The following is a 20,005-nucleotide window of genomic DNA, read 5'->3' on the forward strand; positions in this document are numbered from 1 at the left end:
AAAAACTATTCAAATCTGTCTATAATAGATATATAGCCTATGAAAAAATAGCTGATAAATAATTCTAAAAAGGGAGAAAAACAACTTGAACATACCAGAAAAAATTGCACAGGATGTAAAAGAAGTTGCCTATCAATGGCAAAAGAAAATACAGGTTTCACGCAAGGGTCAAGAGCAAGATTTTCACGAGATGATGTTAAAAATGTTGAAAAATCCTGTGAACAAAATTTTCCTTATCGAACTACTGGACCAAAGCTTTCGTTCTAACGATCCTGACAGGGTTGCAGACCAGCTGGAGTATATATTCGAAAAATATAAAAGCACAGACTTCTTTTCCCAGTTTGAACAGATCCTGATCTGGCTGTTTCGCGATGTTGGGATCTATCTTACTTCCATCTCCATTCCTCTTTTTGTCAAATACCTCAGAAATGATATCAGTGCCATTGTCATTCAAGGAGAGGATCCTGTACTCTCAAAGCATATACACAAAAGAAAAAAAGAGGGTACCAGAGTTAACATCAATGTGATCGGAGAGATCGTCCTAAGCAAGCAAGAAGCAGAAAAACGAGTAGAGAAATATATCAAACTGCTTCAAAATCCTGATGTCGATTATCTTTCTATTAAAATATCGAACCTTTTTTCACAGATCATTCCACATGCCCATGAAAACAACATACGTCACATATCCGAGCAATTACAAAAAGTGTATAGTGCAGCCATGGAAAATACCTATCTGGATAAGGACGGTAAGGAATACTATAAGTTTGTCAATCTTGATATGGAAGAGTATAGAGATATCCAGATGACTATCGATGCATTCAAAACGGTTTTAGAGATGGATGCCTATAAAAACCTTCATGCAGGCATCGTGATCCAGACTTACATGCCCGATGCTATGATACATATCAAAGAGCTCTATGCTTGGGCTAAAAAAAGAGTGCAAAGCGGTGGTGCACCTATCAAGATCCGTATCGTCAAAGGTGCAAACCAGGAGATGGAACTGACCGAAGCATCTCTCAGAGGCTGGCCGAATGTCACCTACGCCTCAAAAGCAGAATCTGATGCAAACTATAAAATTGCGATGAACTTTTTACTTGACCCGGACGTAGCACCTTATGTACATACCGGTGTCGCATCGCACAATCTGTTTGACCATGCATTAGCTATGCTTTTGGCCAAAGAGAGAAAAGTAGAAAAATATGTCACTGCAGAGATGCTTGAAGGGATGAGTGAGGCAGCCTATCAGGTGCTCAAAGAGCAAGGCTTGAATGTGATCCTCTATGCGCCGACTGCGACAAAAGAGACCTTTACCAATGCCATCGCCTATCTGGTAAGAAGATTTGATGAAAACACCGCAGAACAGAACTTTTTACGACACAGTTTCGGCCTTAAGGTCGATACCCCTGCATGGGATATTTTGGTCAAAAGTTACGACGATGCACTGGCACGTATGGCAACTGTTGATCAGAAACCCTACAGAACGCAAGATAGGAATAAAGAGATCGTCAAAGAAACAATTGATGTGAAACGCTATCATTTTGAGAATGAGCCGGATACAGACTTTGTGCTCCAAGCAAACAGAGAGTGGGCAGAAAAGATCCGCAATAAGTGGCAGAATATCGGAGAAGTAGGTGGATTTAACGCATATCCCGTTGTTAGCGGTGAGATTGTGCAAAGAGATCTGCATGTAGATGTGATAGACAAGAGCCAGTACCACGAGAAGAAGCTGGCAGGACGCTATGCAGAAGCAACACCTGAAGATATGAAAAAAGCCATTGCAACAGCAAAAAAAGACCCGGATGGCTGGAGAACACTGACAGTAGAGCAAAGACAAAAGATCCTGATGGATGTAGCACATGAGATCAGAGTCGCAAGAGCAGACCTTATAGGAGTGGCCGCTGCAGAAGTGGGAAAAGTGTTCACTGAAACGGACGTAGAAGTGAGTGAAGCGATAGACTTTGCAAACTTTTACCCTTACAGTGTAGCAAAGATATCAGGTCTTACAGGTGTTGAAGCCACAGGAAAAGGCGTGGGGCTGGTGATAAGCCCATGGAACTTTCCTATCGCCATTCCGGTAGGTGGCATCGCTGCATCACTGGCTGCAGGAAATACGGTCATCTTAAAGCCTGCAGAAGACTCTATCCTGTGCGGGTACCGTTTGTGTCAATGTTTTTGGGATGCAGGTATCAGTAAAAATACACTCCAGTTCATCCCAGGCCGCGGTTCTGTAGTAGGTGAACATATGATCCCCAGCAGAGAGATCGATTTTACAATCTTTACAGGAGGTGAAAAGACGGCTTACAACATCATTAAGTCCCGTCCGGATATAGCACTGAGTGCTGAAACCGGTGGTAAGGATGCGACGATTGTCACTGCTTTGGCCGACCGTGACCAGGCGATTAAAAATGTGATTGTATCCGCCTTTCACAATTCAGGACAAAAGTGTTCAGCCACTTCACTGCTGGTACTTGAAAAAGAGCTATTTAACGATGAAGCATTTAAACAGACGATCAAAGAGGCAGTTGAATCACTTAAAACGGGCTCTGTTTGGGATTTTTCCAATCGGATCGGTACCTTGTCAAATCTTCCCTCAGGTGAACTTAAAGAGGCCCTCTCCTCTCTTGATGAGGGCGAAGAGTGGCTGGTCAAACCGGATTACGCGGACAGAGGCAATCCCTATATGCTTACACCATCTGTAAGATGGGGAACAAAGAGAAATGATTTTTGTCATATGAATGAGCTTTTTGGCCCCGTACTAAGCGTCATGTGTTCAGAAAACCTGGATGATGCCATCGACATAGTCAATGCAACAGGCTACGGTTTGACCTCGGGTATAGAATCCTTGGATAAAAGAGAACAGGATTACTGGAAAGAACGGATCATTGCAGGGAATCTCTATATCAACCGTGTCACGACAGGTGCGATCGTCACACGCCAGCCTTTTGGCGGCATGAGAAAATCTGCGATAGGAAGCGGTAAAAAAGCAGGTGGTTTCAACTATGTCAGTCAGTTTATGAATCTTGAATATCATGAGACCAACCTTTATGAATCATGTTCAAGCCGGTTTTTAGATCAAATGAGAGTGCTTCTCACAAGAGATACAGTTTTTAATGATGAGTGTGAAGCTGCACTGAGACATATGTGCCACTTTACACACTGGTACGAGGTTGAGTTTTTAAAAGAGCATGACTATGCACATATCAGGGGAGAGAGCAATATCATCCGTTATCTTCCTGTAAAGAGTGTACTGCTTAGGATCGAAGAGAAGGATGAACTTGATGAGATACTCACAACGATCATGGCCATCAAGATGATAGGGGCACAGCTTCATATCTCTATACCGAAAAGATCCCGTAAAGCCGAACTGATCTGGCTTGAGTCCAAACAGAACTCTTTTATTGGGCAAGAGGACACGTTTGCCCGAGATGATGAAGATGCACTGATAAAGAAGATACCTGAAGTACAACGAGTAAGATTCCTGCATCCGGATAACGTAAGCGACACTATCTACAATGCGATCGCCGATAAAGCGATCTATCTAGCCAGTGAGAACTTTGTATCGCATGGCAGACTTGAACTGATGCACTACTTCATAGAGCAGAGTATCTCAAACTCTTACCACAGATACGGAAATCTTGGTATTCAAAGTATCAAATTCGAGGAGATTTAAATATGCAGATAGAAATAATCATATCATTTATAGGCTATATGCTGGTAATGCTGGCAATAGGGTTTTATTTTTACTTTAAAACCAATGATCTGAGTGACTATGTGTTAGGTGGACGCGGTCTCAACCCCAGTGTGACTGCCCTGAGTGCAGGCGCATCTGATATGAGTGGGTGGCTGCTTCTTGGGCTTCCGGGTATGATGTATAGTGACGGGATCGTCGGTAGTTGGATCGCAGTGGGGCTTATTATAGGTGCCTATCTTAACTGGCATTATGTGGCAAAGCCGCTTAGAGTCTACACGCATCATCTGAACGACTCCATTACGATCCCGGATTATCTGGCAAACCGTTTTGAAGATAACGGACATATACTCAGGGTGGTTACTGCAGTGGTGATCTTGATTTTTTACACGCTTTATACTTCATCTGGGCTTGTAGGGGGAGCAAAGCTTTTTGAGGCAACCTTTAATATCGCATACTCAGATGCACTGCTTATAGGAAGTTTTGTGATCGTTTCCTATACTTTCCTGGGAGGCTATAATGCCGTAAGCTGGACAGATTTTATTCAGGGTATTTTGATGATGCTGGCGCTTGTGATCACACCGGTCGTGGTTGTGACTGAACTTGGCGGGATCACCAGTGCCATCACAGCGATAGAATCCTTAGAACCATCACACCTTAACATGATCAGCGGTGTCTCTCTTATCTCTGTAATATCACTGCTTGCATGGGGGTTAGGCTATTTTGGACAGCCTCATATTCTTGTGAGATTTATGTCGATCAGAGATGAAAACGAGACACATAAAGCCAAAACCATCGGAATGAGCTGGATGATTTTATCCATCATCGGTTCTTTAAGCGTCGGTTTTTTCGGCTTTGCCTATGTCGCAGCGAACAGCATTGATCTGGCAGACAGTGAAAAGATCTTTATCTTACTCTCCCAGCTTGTTTTTAACCCTTGGATCGCAGGTTTTTTACTGGCTGCGATACTTGCGGCCATCATGAGTACGATCGACTCACAACTGCTGGTATCCTCTTCTGTGCTGACAAGAGATGTATACCACGCGATCCTACATAAAGAGGCCAGTAACAAAGAACTTGTCTGGATCGGGCGTGCCACAGTGATCTTGATCGCAGTTATCGCATGGTATTTATCCACAGATGAGAACTCCAGTGTCCTCAAACTAGTATCGTATGCGTGGGCAGGATTCGGTGCGGCATTCGGACCGCTAATCATCTTAAGCCTTTACAGCCGTAACATTACAAAGTTCGGTGCGATAGCAGGTATGGTAGTGGGTGCTTTGACTGTCATCATCTGGAAAGATTTAGAGGGTGGCATATTTGAGATCTTTGAATTGCTTCCTGGATTTGTTTTTTCATGGATAGCTATTTTGCTCTTTAGTAGATATGGCGCATCGAACCCGGATTCTATAGCTAAAAAGTTTGATGAAGTGCAAAACCGATTAGACTATGAATAGGAAATAATGAAGCGTATTAGCATAGATCTTCAAAACTGAACAAAAAAATTTTACAAAACGATAGATGTTTCAGTACAATAAGAGTACAGAACTATACCGTATATAAAAAAAAGGGATAAAAATGAAAAGGATAGTGATCAAGGTAGGAAGCAGTGTCTTAACAGAGACAACAAGTATAGCAAAAGAGAGGATGTTGAACCTAGCCTCTTTAATTGCTGAAGCCAGAAAACAATATGAAGTTATTCTTGTGACTTCAGGGGCAGTCGCTGCAGGATATACAGCAGTTAAATTGAACAGAAGTGTCCCTACAAGTAAAAAAGTGTTAGCTTCTGTTGGACAGCCTATACTTATGAGTTCCTATAAAAACAAATTTGATATTTATGATGTGCCTATTTCTCAAATACTTTTAACGGAAGAAGATTTTGACTCAAGAGTGCATACAAAGATATTTCAGGACATTATAGACAGAACTCTGAAAAATGATATTTTGCCTATAGTCAATGAAAATGATATTTCAACAACGCCAGATCAACTCTTTGGAGATAATGACCAACTCTCTGCACATATCACCTACTATACCGGTGCTGATCTGCTTGTCATCTTAAGTGATATTGATGGATATTATGATGACAACCCTAAAGAGAATCCAGACGCAAAGATCAGAAAAGTGGTCACTGAGATAAAAAAAGAAGAACTGGCACAGGAACATACACCAAACTCACAGTTTGCAACAGGAGGCATCGTAACAAAACTCAAAGCAGCTGACTACATTATGAGTAAAAAAAGAGAGATGTTTTTATGTAATGGTTATGATCTGACAACTGCTAGAGAATTTTTAATAGAGGGTGTACATAATAAAGGTACACTATTCACAACGAAAAAAGAAAAGAAAGATAAATAATGAAGTTAACATTTATTGGCAATGGTAATATGGCTAAGGCGCTTATTGAAGGGTTAGTTGAACATTATGAGATAGAGGTTATGGGAAGAAACAAACACTCTTTACAAGCGCTTCAAGAACAGCTTCCTCAAATTTCAACGAAAGTGATGGAAGCGAAAGAAGATATATCAAATAAACATATAGTACTTTGTGTCAAACCCTACTCTCTCCCTGATCTTGCTCCAAAATTAACAGGTGAAGCAGATGCCATTTATTCTGTTCTGGCAGGCACATCCATAGAGAGTCTCAGCGCACAGATCAAAGCAAAAAAATACATAAGAACGATGCCAAATTTAGGGGCAAGTCATCTTAAATCTATGACAACGATCACAGGAGATGAGGATCTAAAGGAAAGTGCATTAAGTATCTTTAACTCCATTGGTAGAAGTTTATGGCTCAACAGTGAAAATGAACTCGACATCGCAACAGGTGTCGCAGGAAGCGGGCCTGCATACTTGGCACTGATCGCTGAAAGCCTGGCCGATGGTGCAGTAAATCAAGGACTGAAGCGTGTAGATGCCCAGGTACTAGTACAAGGTCTTTTTGAAGGGTTTGCATCCCTTATAGCACATGAAAACCCAGCGATCATAAAAGATGGTGTGATGAGCCCGGGAGGCACAACTGCCGCTGGATATGCTGCACTAGAGCGTTGTAACGTACGTCACGGTATGATGGAAGCAGTCAGTGATGCCTATGCTAAAGCCAAAGAACTTAAAGAGAAAAACTAATAAAAAAGGAAAGAAAATGACAAAACTAGAAAACATATCAATGATCAAAGAAGCCAATGTATATTTCGATGGAAAAGTAGTAAGTAGAACTATTTTTTTACCCAATGGAGATAGACAGACCCTAGGTGTGATGCAGCCGGGTGAATATACATTTGACACGAATGAAGCAGAGATCATGGAGATGATGAGTGGAGAATTGGAGATCAGACTTCCGGGTGAAACAGAATTTAGGACATTAAACACCCCTGAGAGTTTCAATGTACCGGCCAACTCATCATTTGATCTGAAGATCAAAACAGTTACAGATTACTGCTGTAGTTATATAAAGGCATAACAATGGAAGCTTTTCTAAAAGAAGCGAAAAATTCAAGCAGGATTCTAGCGACCATCAGCGGACGTGAAAAAAACAGAATACTGAAGGAAATGGCTCAGGCCCTTAGAGAGAACAGCAGCATCCTGATAGCACAGAACAAAAAAGATATGGAAGAGGGAGAAAAGAACAAACTCTCTTCTGCACTGATGGACAGGCTTTTATTAGATGAAAGCCGCATCGATGCAATGGCAGTAGCCATAGAAGAGATAGCAGCCTTGAAAGACCCTGTAGGCCGTGTCTTGGACGGATGGATCACTGAAGATGGCTTAAACATGCAGAAGGTTTCTATCCCTATCGGTGTGATAGGGATCATCTATGAATCTCGTCCCAATGTGACTTCAGACACTGCAGCTCTCTGTTTTAAAAGCTCCAATGTTTGTGTACTCAAAGGGGGTAAAGAGGCTCAGAACTCTAACGAAGGGATCGCTAAGATACTTCAAGATGTATTAGAAGCGAACGATCTCCCGCGTGCCTTGATCTCACTCATACCAGACGCGTCAAGAGAGGGAGTTGACAAACTGATCAAGATGGATAAATATGTGGATCTTATCATCCCAAGAGGTGGTGCAGGACTCATCAAGCATGTTACTGAAAATGCGACTGTCGCTGTGGTTAAACACGATAAAGGACAGTGTCATACCTACATCGACAAAGATGCAAAACTGGACAATGCCATAGCGATCGCGCTTAATGCAAAAGTACAACGTCCCGGTGTATGTAATGCTATGGAGACACTCTTAGTTGATGCTGCCATAGCAAAAGAGGCCTTACCTCAACTCAAAACTGCATTTGATGAGGCACACACCGAGCTCAAAGGTGATAGTAGAACACAAGATATTATAGAAGTTTCACATGCAACGGATGAAGATTATGATACAGAGTATTTGGCGAATATTTTAAATATTAAAGTCGTTGATGGGGTTGAAGGTGCGATTGAACACATTGTGAGATTTGGTTCAGGACATTCTGAAGCTATTATCACAGAAAATATCACTACGGCTGAACTCTTTTTGAATGCTATCGATGCTGCAGCAGTCTATGTCAATGCCTCGACACGCTTTACAGATGGAGGTGCCTTTGGATTCGGTGCAGAAGTGGGGATCAGTACCAACAAACTCCATGCCAGAGGACCGATGGGCATAGAGGGGCTTACCACCTATAAGTTTAAGATTTATGGTAGCGGACAGGTACGTAAATAACCTGCTGCTTCTTGTCTACAGTTCACTGCAGCCCTCAAGGCTGTAGAGTACCTCAACCAATGACATTCTGTCCACTTATTCTGAATACTCGATCTTACGTCTCCAGACTAACACACCTAATGATGTGATGACAACCAGGAAAACCAACCCCACGACCACACTGAAAGTACCATTCGATCCCTCTGTAAATGGCAGACCGCTTGTATTCATACCAAAAAAACCAACGATGAGATTAAGCGGAAGAAAAACCGCTGAAATAATCGTAAGAAGAAAAATAAGACGATTCATTTTTTCATTGGTACGCGTATTATAAAAATTATAGAGATAATCGAGTTTTGAAAGCTGCAGTGTTGCAGAACGTAAAATACGTTCGCAATGCTCATGAATATCTATATAATGGTTCAAAGGAAAACTCCCATCCGTCTCATAATACTGGATCATATCCTGCATGACAGCTGAAGTACGGTGCATGATGCGTTCTACCCGTAAAATATCTCTTTTTAACGTAAGCCACTGTGTCATAAAGTTCGATTTTACTGTATCTTCATACAGTGTCTCTTCCATGTCGGAGATCTGATCCTGATAGGAGTGAAAGGATTTAAGGAGATGGTCCAAAAGTGTATCTATCTTTTGATGCGGCCCTTCAAATCGATTCCCTAGCTCCTCTAGTCTACTCTTTTCAGCATTGAACAGATAACTGGCATCTTTTGTAATGATAAACCCTAAGGAGATCGCTTCAAGCTTCTCAGTAATGATAGGAAGACGTATGATAAGCATATCATATTCATCATTGTCATCAAAAATAGAGGGGTGTAGAGGATTGTCTAAATCTTCTAGATGTAGTGTATCGACCAAATGTTCTACCTGTGTCATAATTTTACCTTTTAGATGTCATTACAGACCATAGTGTCAACCTAATATTTCAGCCTCGACAGAGACTAAGATATTCTCATCAGCCTTCAGATCAACTGTGGAATCCTCTACTTGAAAATCAAGTTCTCTCAATATTAACTTCATTGCCTCTATACGTGCTTTATGCTTATCATTTGACCGAATGATATGCCATGGGGACTCAGGGGTATGTGTACGTTCAAGCATGATTCTCTTTTTTTGTGTGAACTCATTCCACATTGCCTGGGCCTGCATATCTATTTCACTGAGCTTCCACTGTCTCAAAGGATCGGTACGACGTTTTTCAAAACGTTCATTTTGTATCTCTTTGGAAACGCTCAGATAGATCTTTATCAGACGTGTACCATGCTTCGTGAAGGAATCTTCAAAGTTGGTCACCGTGTCTAAAAAAAGTTCATACTCATTCTGGGTACAAAATCCAAATACCGGCTCAACCATGGCACGGTTATACCAACTTCGATCAAAAAGTACCAATTCTCCCCCGCGTGGGAAATGCTTGATATATTTTTGAAAATACCATTGTGATCTCTCTTCATCCGTAGGTTTACCAAGCGCAACAGAACGACAGTGCTTAGGGTTCAGATATTGGGATATGCTCCCGATAAGACTTCCTTTTCCTGCCGCATCTCTTCCCTCAAAGAGTACGATCACTTTTTGGGATTTTTCCTCTATTTCAGTCAAGAGTTTCACCAACTGGGCCTGATATATTTCCAACTCTTTCATCTTGGCATAATAGAGATCAGCTTCCGTATGAGTTTGCCGTAAGAGCTCATTCTCTTTACGCAGTTTTTCTATGATCTCTTCATGCATCTCACATTCCTAAATACCAATACAGTCATTTTTATACGATCCTCTCATCTACCATTGGAATCTCCATCAGGGTCTCATCCTGATGGAAAGGTTCCATGCGCTCTTCAGCGATTTGAATATCTTTCAGTGCTGCGATATGAAACGCTGCATCCCCCTCATGGATAAGAGGAATTTGTGTTTTTCCTATGATAATACCATCAAAAGGTGCAGCCACTTCATAGCTTTGATCATCAAATAATGAATGAATACGTGCAATGATATCCCCCTCTTCCACTACATCACCTAATTGTTTAATGGTTTGTATCATACCACTTTCGTGCGCACGTATCCATTTGCTGGTTTTTGTCAACACAGGCTTAATGCGACTGCTTTTTTTGACACGCACCGGCAGCATCTCGTTAGCCCTGAGTACATTGATAATGCCTTTTACCCCGATCTTAATGGATTTTTCATCCAGTCTCAAAGCTTCTCCCGCTTCATACAGTAAGATCGGTATCCCTTTATCTTGTGCTACAGCACGTAAAGATCCATCCCTTAATTCCGAATGTAGTATCACAGGTGCTTCAAATGCATAGGCAAGTCTCAAAGTATATTCATTGTCGATATTAGTACGCACTTGGGGGAGATTGTCCTTATGAATACTGGCCGTATGCAGGTCGATCCCCAGATCACATTGGGATACGATCTCATCAAAAAAGGTCTTTGCCAGACGTGAGGCAAGCGCTCCTTTGGAATGCCCCGGGAAACTTCTGTTCAGGTCACGTCTGTCAGGTAGATACCTTGAAAGGTTTATGGCTCCGTAAATGTTCACTATAGGAACAAGTATCAATGTACCTTTAAGTTTGGTAAGCAAATGCAGCTGACGAAGACGACGGATGATCTCTATACCATTGAGTTCATCTCCATGAATGGCTGCACTAATGAAAACCGTTGGACCCGCTTTTTTACCGCGGATCACATAGGCTGTAAGAGACGTAGGTGTACCGTAAAAACTTGGCAACTCTATCTCTACACGTCTTTGTGTACCTCTAGGTATCTCTTCACCACCTAAGATAAAAGGATTATGTCTCATTTATGCCCCAATATTATCTTTTCTGCGACGCGGTGGTTTTTTATTATCCGTAGGTTTAATGTTGGCTTCAATATAATCCATGATCTTCCCTGCGATATTTGCATTGGTCGCTTTTTCAATACCTTCAAGTCCAGGAGATGAGTTCACCTCCATCACCAATGGACCACGATCAGAAGGGATCATATCTACACCGCATACACCCAGTCCCATTGCCTTTGCAGCAGCGATCGCCGTAGATTTTTCCTTACGGCTGAGTTTATGTGCAGTTGCACTTCCTCCCTGATGAAGGTTGGATCTGAAATCACCTTCTGCACCTTGGCGTTTCATCGCCCCGACCACCTGGCCATTGATGACAAATGCACGGATATCTGCTCCCCCTGCCTCTTTGATGAACTCCTGCACCAAAAGACTCACATCCATGCCATAAAAAGCATCCAATACTGATTGTGCTGCTTTTTGTGTCTCTGCAAGTACCACTCCGACCCCCTGAGTTCCTTCAAGGATCTTAAGTACCAAAGGGGTCCCTCCGATGAGTTTGATCACATCTTTCGCATTGGCTTTATTGGATGCAAACACTGTTTTTGGCATATCAACATCATTGATAGATAACACCTGAAGGCTTCTGAGCTTATCTCTGGATCTTGCGATCGCAAGGTTCCCCGCAACACTGAAGGCACCCATCATTTCAAAGTGACGCACCATCGCAGTTCCATAAAACGTTCGACTTGCACCGATACGAGGGATGATCGCATCTGGTACCGGTAATAATTCACCATCGTAAACCACTAACAGTTCGCCCTTCACGATCTCGATCGTACACATCAAATAATCTATGACACGTACATTCCATCCTTTCGCCTCGGCTGCCTCTATCAACCTTTCTGTTGAATAGAGTTTTGTATTTCTAGAAAGTATGTAAACGGTCATTATTTATCCTTTGTAATATATTTATGAGAAACATCGATCAGATAGTGATGTGATAGGAAACGTCTTCCTATCAGCATAGGATACTTCATATTTTCCCGATTGGTCAGTGAGATCTCTGCTTCATATGTTTTACAACCCAATTTCAACATTGATTTCACAAATATTCTCTCTTCACTTCTTCCGTTGGAACTTTTTACATTTTTGATCTTATATATCGGCAAAGTAAGTCTTTTGCCATGATAGGCAGGATGTACTTCATCATGTAGGGTAAAAATGACATTTTCGCCCTCTATTTCAATGTCGTCACAGTGCATAGAACAAGAATCCGCACCTGTATCTATTTTCGCATCCAAAGCAAAAAGTTCCAGTCCTGGAAGATCCACTCTTTCTATATATCCTATTACTTCCATCTTCTTTCCTTTTCTTTATACTTTTAAATAAAGTGTTTCCAATATTTTCAGTGCTTTCTCAATGGATTCCAGAGAGACTGTTTCTGCCGTCGTGTGATACCCGGTAGTGGGAAGCTGAAATGTCGTTCCCTGTATAGTACCGTCACTCGCCTTTGCCAAACGTCCCATCTCCGTACTTCCTAGAGAATAAAGGGGTTTTCCTTGCGCCAAGAACTCTCTGTTGAGATCCTCTATGAATGCATCTTTGTATCCGTATTTTATCGAGAACTCATCACAAATGGTTTCGATCTGTTTCGTGAGTGGCGAAACAAAAGTGGCATTCGCATCTTTATTCCTCAACACGATATGCTGTGCCTCTGCAGCAACCCTTCCGGGATATGGACTGGTATCAAGCACCAGTAGGGAATCCGTTGAGAGATCATGTCCCCTGAACCATTCAAGTAAATACCGCCAACTCTTCCCTACCTCTTCTTGTGCAGTGAAAAAAGCGCGCCCCTGGTATCCTCTCTCATATAAAAAAAGAATGATCGCTGCACTGAGTACATTATCCAATTGTGCAGAGAGATACCCATCCTCATAGGTCAGTGTATCCACATAGGCTACAGGTGTACCGGCATACAAATGTTCCAGTCCTTTGACTTTAAAAAGAAGGTTCAATCTGCGTTCACACATATAGGCACTGTCTATCTCTCCTAACCCCAGGTATGCGCCTGACCATGGATCATAGGCTTGAACACGCTGATTCATAAAACGTCCTATAATATCCTTATAGGTTTTTTCAGCAACGGAATCTCCTGTCAGATCTCCTCTGTTCTGTGCGATAAACGCTGCATACTGGAATTCATTGGGACCGGTACAAATAAGACCATGCCGATCGATATGCGCAGAGATCATACCGTTATCAGGCTCAGATCCTTCTGCTACAAGTAAGCCTTCATAAAGCGTTGCACTGATCCCTCTCTCTTCCAGTTCTCTTTTCAAGTAAAGGAAAAAAGAGTGTTCAGCCCCCACAACAGAAGGTGTTCGTATAAGCTGTTTCAGTATATCAAGAAAACGGCCTATCTCTTCGGGTTCCCCGCCAGTCTCTTGCATATGTTTTAAAAAGATCCTCTTAAACACAATACCCTGCTTTCTTTCATAAAATCAATACTAATTATTGCATAGATAAGCTTCTAAAAGCACCTATAACAGGCTAAATCTATATTTTTGCATGAAATCTACTTTATCATAGTAGGTAGATAATATAGTCCACACTGAATACACACATTCATTTTATACTATTCCAAATAGGATCTTTAAGTATGAGAAAATGAAAAATAAAATTTTTTATAATCAAAGAGACAAGGACAATACGTAATGAAAGCATCAGATCTATTTATCAAAGCATTAGAGAATGAGGGGGTTGAATATATCTTTGGTATTCCCGGAGAGGAGAATCTGGACCTTTTAAATTCCTTGCGAGACTCCAGTATTCAATTTATTTTGACCCGTCATGAACAGGGTGCAGGTTTTATGGCTGCGACCTATGGACGACTCACGGGAAAAGTCGGTGTATGTATGGCTACTTTGGGACCGGGTGCAACTAACCTTGTGACACCTGCAGCGTATGCCAACCTGGGAGGTATCCCCATGTTGATGATCACAGGTCAGAAACCGATCAAGAAAAGCAAGCAAGGACGTTTTCAGATCATAGATGTTGTGCACATGATGAAACCCATTACAAAATGTTCCAAACAAGTGGTCAATGGCAACAACATCGCTGCGATGGTTCGTCAGAGTTTTAAATTGGCTTCACAGGAGAGACCCGGTGCAGTACATATCGAACTGCCCGAAGATATTGCAAGAGAAGAAGTGGATGAACAACTATTCCCTGTGCGTAAGACCTATTACCCGATTGCCAGAAATGAAAGTTTGCAAAACGCTTTAACGATGCTATACGAAGCAAAAATGCCATTGGTCCTTATTGGAGCCGGAGCCAATCGCAGGTGTATCGGTTCTGCTATGAAAGAGTTTATAGATAAACTCGGTATACCCTTTTTTATGACCCAAATGGGGAAAGGTGTTGTGAGCGAGTTCCATTCTTTATACCTTGGAACAGCCGCACTCTCTGAGAACGATTATCTCCATTGTGCAATAGACAGAGCTGACCTGATCATCAATGTTGGACATGACATCATCGAAAAACCGCCATTTATAATGAAACAGGGAGGCACAAAAGTCATACATATCAATTTTTCACCTTCCAGTGTAGATGACACCTATTTCCCTCAGCTTGATGTGACCGGTGATATTGCCCGAAATTTGGTCTCTTTGACCGAACTGGCCCAAAAACAAGCACACTGGGATTTTACATACTTTATGCGTATTAAAGATGAATCACAAGGACATATCGTGAAATATTTTAAAGATGAAAGATTTCCGATCTTACCGCAAAGAGCACTCAAAGACATCAGAGATGTTCTTCCCAAAGATGGCATTTTGGCTTTAGACAATGGTATCTATAAGATTTGGTTCGCACGTAATTACAAATGTTTTTTACCCAATACGCTGCTGCTCGATAATGCATTGGCCACTATGGGTGCAGGTTTGGCTTCTGCAATGGCTGCCAAGATTGTTCACCCCGATAAAAAAGTGATAGCGGTATGCGGGGACGGTGGTTTTATGATGAACGCTCAAGAGTTGGAAACTGCTGTCAGACTGAAGTTGGATCTTGTGGTCATCATTTTAAATGACAGTGCCTACGGTATGATCAAATGGAAACAGGAAGGCATGGGATTTGATCATTTTGGATTGGATTTCAAAAATCCGGACTTTGTCCAGTATGCCAAAGCGTATGGTGCCATGGGGTACCGACCGGCCTCCTGTGATGAATTTGGTTCCATTTTAAATGATGTGATCGACCGTAAAGGTGTACATCTGATCGATCTGGCAGTAGACTATAGTTTAAATCATGCCATTTTAAATGAGTTACTCAAAAATAAAACGTGTTTGGTATAAATTTGAAGCCATAGAACGGCTCAATCATTTTAGGAGTGGAGAGGATGAACAGTATTAAAGTAATGTCACCATTTGACGGAAAGGTATTGGATGAGATACCCCTTTCAAATGAAGAAGATATTGATCTGGCTTTAGATCGTGCCCGTAAAGTGTATGAAAAGCAGGAGCTGTGGTTGCCCAAATATGAACGTATCGCTATTTTAGAGAAAACAGTTGAGATCATGAGCAGCCGTATAGAGGAACTCACACTTATAGCAGCCAGCGAAGGCGGTAAACCTTACATGGATTCAAAGGTTGAAGTGGAACGTGCCATCAATGGTGTAAAACTTGCTATTGAACATATGGGTGTTTTTGAAGGGAAAGAGATAGCCATGGGTCATACGAAAAGTTCAGTGAATCGTATTGCGTATACTATGAAAGAGCCTATTGGTGTGGTTGCCGCAATTTCAGCCTTTAACCATCCCCTAAATCTTGCTGTACATCAAACCGTTCCGGCTATAGCCGTTGGATCACCTGTTATTATTAAACCATCTGAGTCTACCCCTATGTCCGCGATTAATTTTGTCAACATTTTATATGAAGCAGGATTGCCTAAAGCATGGTGTCAAGTAGTGGTCTGTCACAGGGAAGTAGCACAGTATCTCGCTACAAGCCCCAAGATAGACTATTTGACTTTTATTGGTTCAGATGCAGTTGGATGGTACCTGAACTCAAAAGTCTCTCCAGGTACCCGTGTGGGCCTTGAACATGGAGGTGTCGCACCTGTGATTGTTGAAGCCGATGCCGATATGGTAGCATTGATCCCTGCTTTGACCAAAGGGGGATTTTATCATGCAGGCCAGGTCTGTGTCTCTGTGCAATGTATCTTTGTCCATGAAGATATTTGTGATGAAGTGGGTTTGAAATTGGCACAAGCAGCGAAAAAGCTGATCGTTGGTGATCCTCTGGATCCCAAAACAGAAGTGGGACCGCTCATTTCACACCATGAAGTCAAGCGGATAGAATCATGGGTCAATGAGGCGATCTTAGGAGGGGCAAAAGTACTTTGTGGCGGCAAGCGTATTTCTGAAAGCTGTTTTGAAGCCACAGTGCTTTTAGATCCGCCGCGTGATGCCAAAGTAAGTACTTCAGAAATTTTTGGTCCAGTTGTCTGTATTTACCCCTATAGTGATATTGAAGATGCTTTTAAAGAAGCCAACCGTTTGGAATACTCTTTTCAGGCAGCCGTATTTACTCAAAATATTGACACAGCCTTGCTGGCGGTCAAGCGTCTCAACGGCACGACTGTCATGGTCAATGACCATACGGCATTCAGGGTTGATTGGATGCCTTTTGGTGGGGCGAAAGCATCAGGACTGGGAATGGGTGGTATCCCTTATTCAATGGAAGAGATGAGTAAAGAGAAATTGATGGTGATAAAGTCTTCAGCTTTATAAATTCAATTTTACTTTTACACAGGCATTACACATAGCTTGAGTACTGTAAATAATACCAAAAAAAGAGAAATAAAATGCTACAAAAAATACTATTAAGTTTGTTTGTATTTACGTCACTGTCTATGTGTGACACAGTTGCAAATGGTCCGGCACTGAGCTTTTCACATCATGATAAATCCATAGCATGGGGACCTTGCCCTGCATTTCTCGGTGAAGCGTGCAAGATAGCCATACTCCATGGGGATCCTGCCAAAGAGAACCTGGATATTTTCTTTAAAGTTCCGGCTGATTATGCTATTCCGCATCACTGGCATACTTCAGCAGAACGGATGGTACTGGTATCAGGAAAAATGACCATTACCTATGACAACCAGGAGAGTGAACTGCTCACAAAAGGTATGTATGCCTACGGCCCATCCAAGCATCCACATACAGCCTATTGTGAAAAAGGTGAAGAGCCGTGTGTACTCTTCATCGCATTTGAAGAGCCTATCGATGCTTTTGAAGTGATCAAAGAGACGAGAGAGTAGATCTTGGGAAGTATAGCTATGCATACTTCCAGAGATGGTACAAAACTTTACAAAAGCGCTTCTATCCCTAGTTATACTAAAACAAAAATGTTGTAGTATAGTGCAATGAAAAGGAGTTGTATTGTTTCGTCTGTTCCCTCATCTCTATATCAGGCTTATTGGTATGGTCACATTGACACTGCTATTGACTGCCTGTTCATTCAAGTCACGTACCTATGAAGCACCAAGTGTTACAGCGTATCAAAATGCTAAGGTTGCAGGGTATAAACATATACGATACTGGGGTGATAAAACAGCACAATATACCTATACAAGGGACAATATCAAAAGACTCGGAGCCAATAAAAATTTTCGTAAAAGAATAGATATACTTGCCCTTTCAGGTGGTGCCGAGGACGGTGCGTATGGTGCAGGTTTTTTGAAAGGCTGGAGTGAACGTGGTAACAGACCCGAGTTTACTGTGGTAACAGGTATTTCAACCGGTGCACTGATCGCCCCTTTTGCTTTCTTGGGACCAAAGTATGATAAGGTGCTACAAAAACTCTATACAGAATCTTCACAAAAGAACATCGTCTTATTATCGCCGATGGAAGCGCTCTTTGGTGCTTCACTAGGAGATACAGCTCCACTTAAAAAGATCCTCTCGGAAGAGATCAATGACGATTTTGTAGCAGAGTTGGCAAAAGAGGCAAAAAAGGGACGTTTACTGCAGATCGGTACTACCAATCTTGATGCACAGCGTCCAGTGGTTTGGGAGATCACTGAAATCGCTTTAAGTGGTCGTTCAGATGCACCAAAACTTATCAGAGATATCATGTTGGCCTCAGCTTCTATTCCAGGAGCCTTTCCACCCGTACTCATAGATGTTGTGATCAATGGAAAAAAATACCAGGAGGTACATGTAGACGGTGGTGTAACCAGACAGATCTTTGTCTATCCTCGTGATCTCGATATTCGAAAGCTGCAGCGTATGTTACATATGTATCCTCAAAAAAACATGTGGCTGATACGAAATACCAAAATTGACCCTGAGTATAAACCTGTTTCTCTTTCACTTGCTGATATTGCAGAGCGCTCATTTTATACTTTGACAAAATACCATGGACTTGGGGACCTGGTCAATATCACCTCACTGGCAAAACGTGATGGATTTCATATACATATAACCAATGTTCCAAAGAGTTTTGATGTACCTTTAGAAGATTTTTTTGACAAAAAATATATGAAAGCACTCTATCAAGTAGGCTATGAAAAAGGGCGTTCAAATTCAGCCTGGCAAACAACGCTTAAATTTTGATCATAAAGTTCAAAACTCTTTTTTGCATTTGGTCTAAAATATTGTATACTAAAAATAATGCAATGAATAAACGTGATTATAGAAAGCCGAATGTAAGTGATAGCAGATACTTATATCTATGATGCAGATCATAAATCCCGGAAAAGCTTGAGAAAGCATCGCTCATTATCCTAGGAGGATAAGTTGACAGATTTTGGTAGTTGGCCGTTGCCATTCATAGTTTCAGCCTTCACTATCGTTACTTTAATTATCGGATGGTTCGGTATCAAGATGACCAAAACTGCCCGAGATCTCGCTCAAAGTACCGGATTAGGCGAAGCACTTATGGGCGCAGTGTTTATTGGTGCATCTACATCTTTGTCCGGTATTACTACCTCCGTCTCCGCTGCGGCTTCAGGATATGCAGAGCTGGCAGTGAGTAATGGATTAGGAGGTATTGCGGCTCAAACTGCATTTCTTGCTTTGGCCGATATCACTTATAAACGTGCTAATCTTGAACATGCAGCTGCATCCGCTGAAAATCTTTTTATGTCCTCCTTCCTTCTTACATTATTGGCCATACATGCATTAGCACTGTCAGTCCCTACGATCAGTATCTTCGGCGTGCATCCTGCTACATTTGTTTTGATCATTATATATATATTTGGTGTACATCTTCTGGCTCGTACGCACGAAACCCCAATGTGGCTTCCCAAAAAAACAAGAGACACTTCATCTGAAGCCGAAGACAAAAGTCGTCGCCATGGTAATCATATTTGGAAACTTTGGATACGCTTTACCCTCTACGGAACAGTCGTTGCTTTGGCAGGTTGGTCACTTGCGCAGCTAGCCATACCTCTTGGAGAGAAATCTGGTTTATCTGATGGAATCGTCGGTGGTATATTTACAGCTGTGTCGACATCTATTCCCGAACTTGTGGTCGCTATTACCGCTGTGCGCATGGGTGCACTGAATTTAGCTGTAGGAGACATTATCGGAGGCAATGCATTTGACACACTTTTTATTGCCGCATCAGATATTGCCTACCGTGAAGGCCCAATTTATGCCGATGTTTCAAGTGCAGAGCAATTCTGGCTTGCCAACTCGATGTTGATGACCAGTGTACTTCTTATGGGACTCATATATCGCGAACGTCACGGGCCAGGAAATATTGGTTTTGAAAGTGTAGTGTTACTCATTCTATATTTAGGAGGACTTGTAAGCCTATCTTTAGTGGGATAACAAAATTT

The 20,005-nt window shown here is 41.9% G+C and carries 17 protein-coding genes; 11 read left to right on the forward strand and 6 right to left on the reverse strand.

Going from position 1 to position 20,005, the window contains the following annotated elements:
* Positions 1 to 85: 85 nt before the first annotated feature.
* The 6 genes from PF327_RS09595 (at position 86) to PF327_RS09620 (ending at position 8,385) form a co-directional block, all read left to right on the forward strand.
* Complete coding sequence (locus PF327_RS09595) at positions 86 to 3,670, forward strand: bifunctional proline dehydrogenase/L-glutamate gamma-semialdehyde dehydrogenase (RefSeq protein ID WP_289402345.1); 3,585 nt, start codon at positions 86 to 88, stop codon at positions 3,668 to 3,670.
* Between the two features lie 2 nt (positions 3,671 to 3,672).
* Positions 3,673 to 5,145 carry a sodium/proline symporter PutP gene (gene putP / locus PF327_RS09600; RefSeq protein WP_289402346.1) on the forward strand — a complete coding sequence of 491 codons (1,473 nt, stop codon included), beginning with the start codon at positions 3,673 to 3,675 and terminating at the stop codon, positions 5,143 to 5,145.
* 121 nt (positions 5,146 to 5,266) lie between these two features.
* Positions 5,267 to 6,046, forward strand: a complete 780-nt coding sequence (proB, locus tag PF327_RS09605; protein WP_289402347.1) for a glutamate 5-kinase — start codon at positions 5,267 to 5,269, stop codon at positions 6,044 to 6,046.
* Positions 6,046 to 6,813: a pyrroline-5-carboxylate reductase gene (locus PF327_RS09610; RefSeq protein ID WP_289402348.1), complete on the forward strand. Its 768-nt coding sequence runs from the start codon at positions 6,046 to 6,048 to the stop codon at positions 6,811 to 6,813. Before proB ends, PF327_RS09610 begins: the two co-directional genes overlap by 1 nt.
* Before the next feature lie 16 nt (positions 6,814 to 6,829).
* The gene (gene ppnP, locus PF327_RS09615; protein ID WP_289402349.1) at positions 6,830 to 7,147 is read left to right on the forward strand and encodes a pyrimidine/purine nucleoside phosphorylase; all 318 of its coding nucleotides are present in this window, start codon (positions 6,830 to 6,832) and stop codon (positions 7,145 to 7,147) included.
* Between the two features lie 2 nt (positions 7,148 to 7,149).
* Complete coding sequence (locus PF327_RS09620; protein ID WP_289402350.1) at positions 7,150 to 8,385, forward strand: glutamate-5-semialdehyde dehydrogenase; 1,236 nt, start codon at positions 7,150 to 7,152, stop codon at positions 8,383 to 8,385.
* Between the two features lie 75 nt (positions 8,386 to 8,460).
* Here the strand turns inward: PF327_RS09620 and PF327_RS09625 are convergent, their stop codons facing one another.
* Genes PF327_RS09625 through PF327_RS09650 form a run of 6 tightly spaced genes read right to left on the reverse strand, consistent with a single transcriptional unit; the run spans position 8,461 to position 13,635 of the window.
* Positions 8,461 to 9,258 (reverse strand): CorA family divalent cation transporter, encoded by a 798-nt coding sequence (locus PF327_RS09625; protein ID WP_289402351.1) that lies wholly within the window; start codon positions 9,256 to 9,258, stop codon positions 8,461 to 8,463.
* A 36-nt stretch (positions 9,259 to 9,294) separates the two neighbouring features.
* Positions 9,295 to 10,107 carry a polyphosphate kinase 2 gene (gene ppk2 / locus PF327_RS09630; RefSeq protein ID WP_289402352.1) on the reverse strand — a complete coding sequence of 271 codons (813 nt, stop codon included), beginning with the start codon at positions 10,105 to 10,107 and terminating at the stop codon, positions 9,295 to 9,297.
* Between the two features lie 31 nt (positions 10,108 to 10,138).
* A complete protein-coding gene (locus PF327_RS09635; RefSeq protein ID WP_289402353.1) occupies positions 10,139 to 11,179 on the reverse strand; it encodes a succinylglutamate desuccinylase/aspartoacylase family protein in 1,041 nt (346 codons plus the stop codon).
* On the reverse strand, positions 11,180 to 12,106 hold the full coding sequence (gene rimK, locus PF327_RS09640) for a 30S ribosomal protein S6--L-glutamate ligase (RefSeq protein ID WP_289402354.1): 927 nt from the start codon (positions 12,104 to 12,106) through the stop codon (positions 11,180 to 11,182).
* A complete protein-coding gene (locus PF327_RS09645; RefSeq protein ID WP_289402355.1) occupies positions 12,106 to 12,516 on the reverse strand; it encodes an ATP-dependent zinc protease family protein in 411 nt (136 codons plus the stop codon). The genes rimK and PF327_RS09645 overlap by 1 nt, the downstream gene beginning before the upstream one ends.
* Positions 12,517 to 12,531: 15 nt before the next feature.
* A complete protein-coding gene (locus PF327_RS09650; protein WP_353049172.1) occupies positions 12,532 to 13,635 on the reverse strand; it encodes a zinc-binding metallopeptidase family protein in 1,104 nt (367 codons plus the stop codon).
* 237 nt (positions 13,636 to 13,872) lie between these two features.
* On the opposite strand from PF327_RS09650, the gene PF327_RS09655 reads away from it, so the two are divergent.
* From PF327_RS09655 to PF327_RS09675, 5 genes are all read left to right on the forward strand, one after another.
* The gene (locus PF327_RS09655) at positions 13,873 to 15,513 is read left to right on the forward strand and encodes an acetolactate synthase large subunit (protein WP_289402356.1); all 1,641 of its coding nucleotides are present in this window, start codon (positions 13,873 to 13,875) and stop codon (positions 15,511 to 15,513) included.
* Between the two features lie 44 nt (positions 15,514 to 15,557).
* Entirely contained in the window at positions 15,558 to 16,949 is a 1,392-nt protein-coding gene (locus PF327_RS09660; RefSeq protein WP_289402357.1) for an aldehyde dehydrogenase family protein, read from the forward strand.
* Positions 16,950 to 17,023: 74 nt separating this feature from the next.
* Positions 17,024 to 17,479: a cupin domain-containing protein gene (locus PF327_RS09665; RefSeq protein WP_289402358.1), complete on the forward strand. Its 456-nt coding sequence runs from the start codon at positions 17,024 to 17,026 to the stop codon at positions 17,477 to 17,479.
* A gap of 121 nt (positions 17,480 to 17,600) precedes the next feature.
* Positions 17,601 to 18,776: a patatin-like phospholipase family protein gene (locus PF327_RS09670; protein ID WP_289402359.1), complete on the forward strand. Its 1,176-nt coding sequence runs from the start codon at positions 17,601 to 17,603 to the stop codon at positions 18,774 to 18,776.
* A gap of 207 nt (positions 18,777 to 18,983) precedes the next feature.
* On the forward strand, positions 18,984 to 19,997 hold the full coding sequence (locus PF327_RS09675) for a sodium:calcium antiporter (protein WP_289402360.1): 1,014 nt from the start codon (positions 18,984 to 18,986) through the stop codon (positions 19,995 to 19,997).
* The last annotated feature ends 8 nt before the right edge of the window (positions 19,998 to 20,005 follow it).

Source organism: Sulfurovum xiamenensis (assembly GCF_030347995.1).
Classification (GTDB): domain Bacteria; phylum Campylobacterota; class Campylobacteria; order Campylobacterales; family Sulfurovaceae; genus Sulfurovum; species Sulfurovum xiamenensis.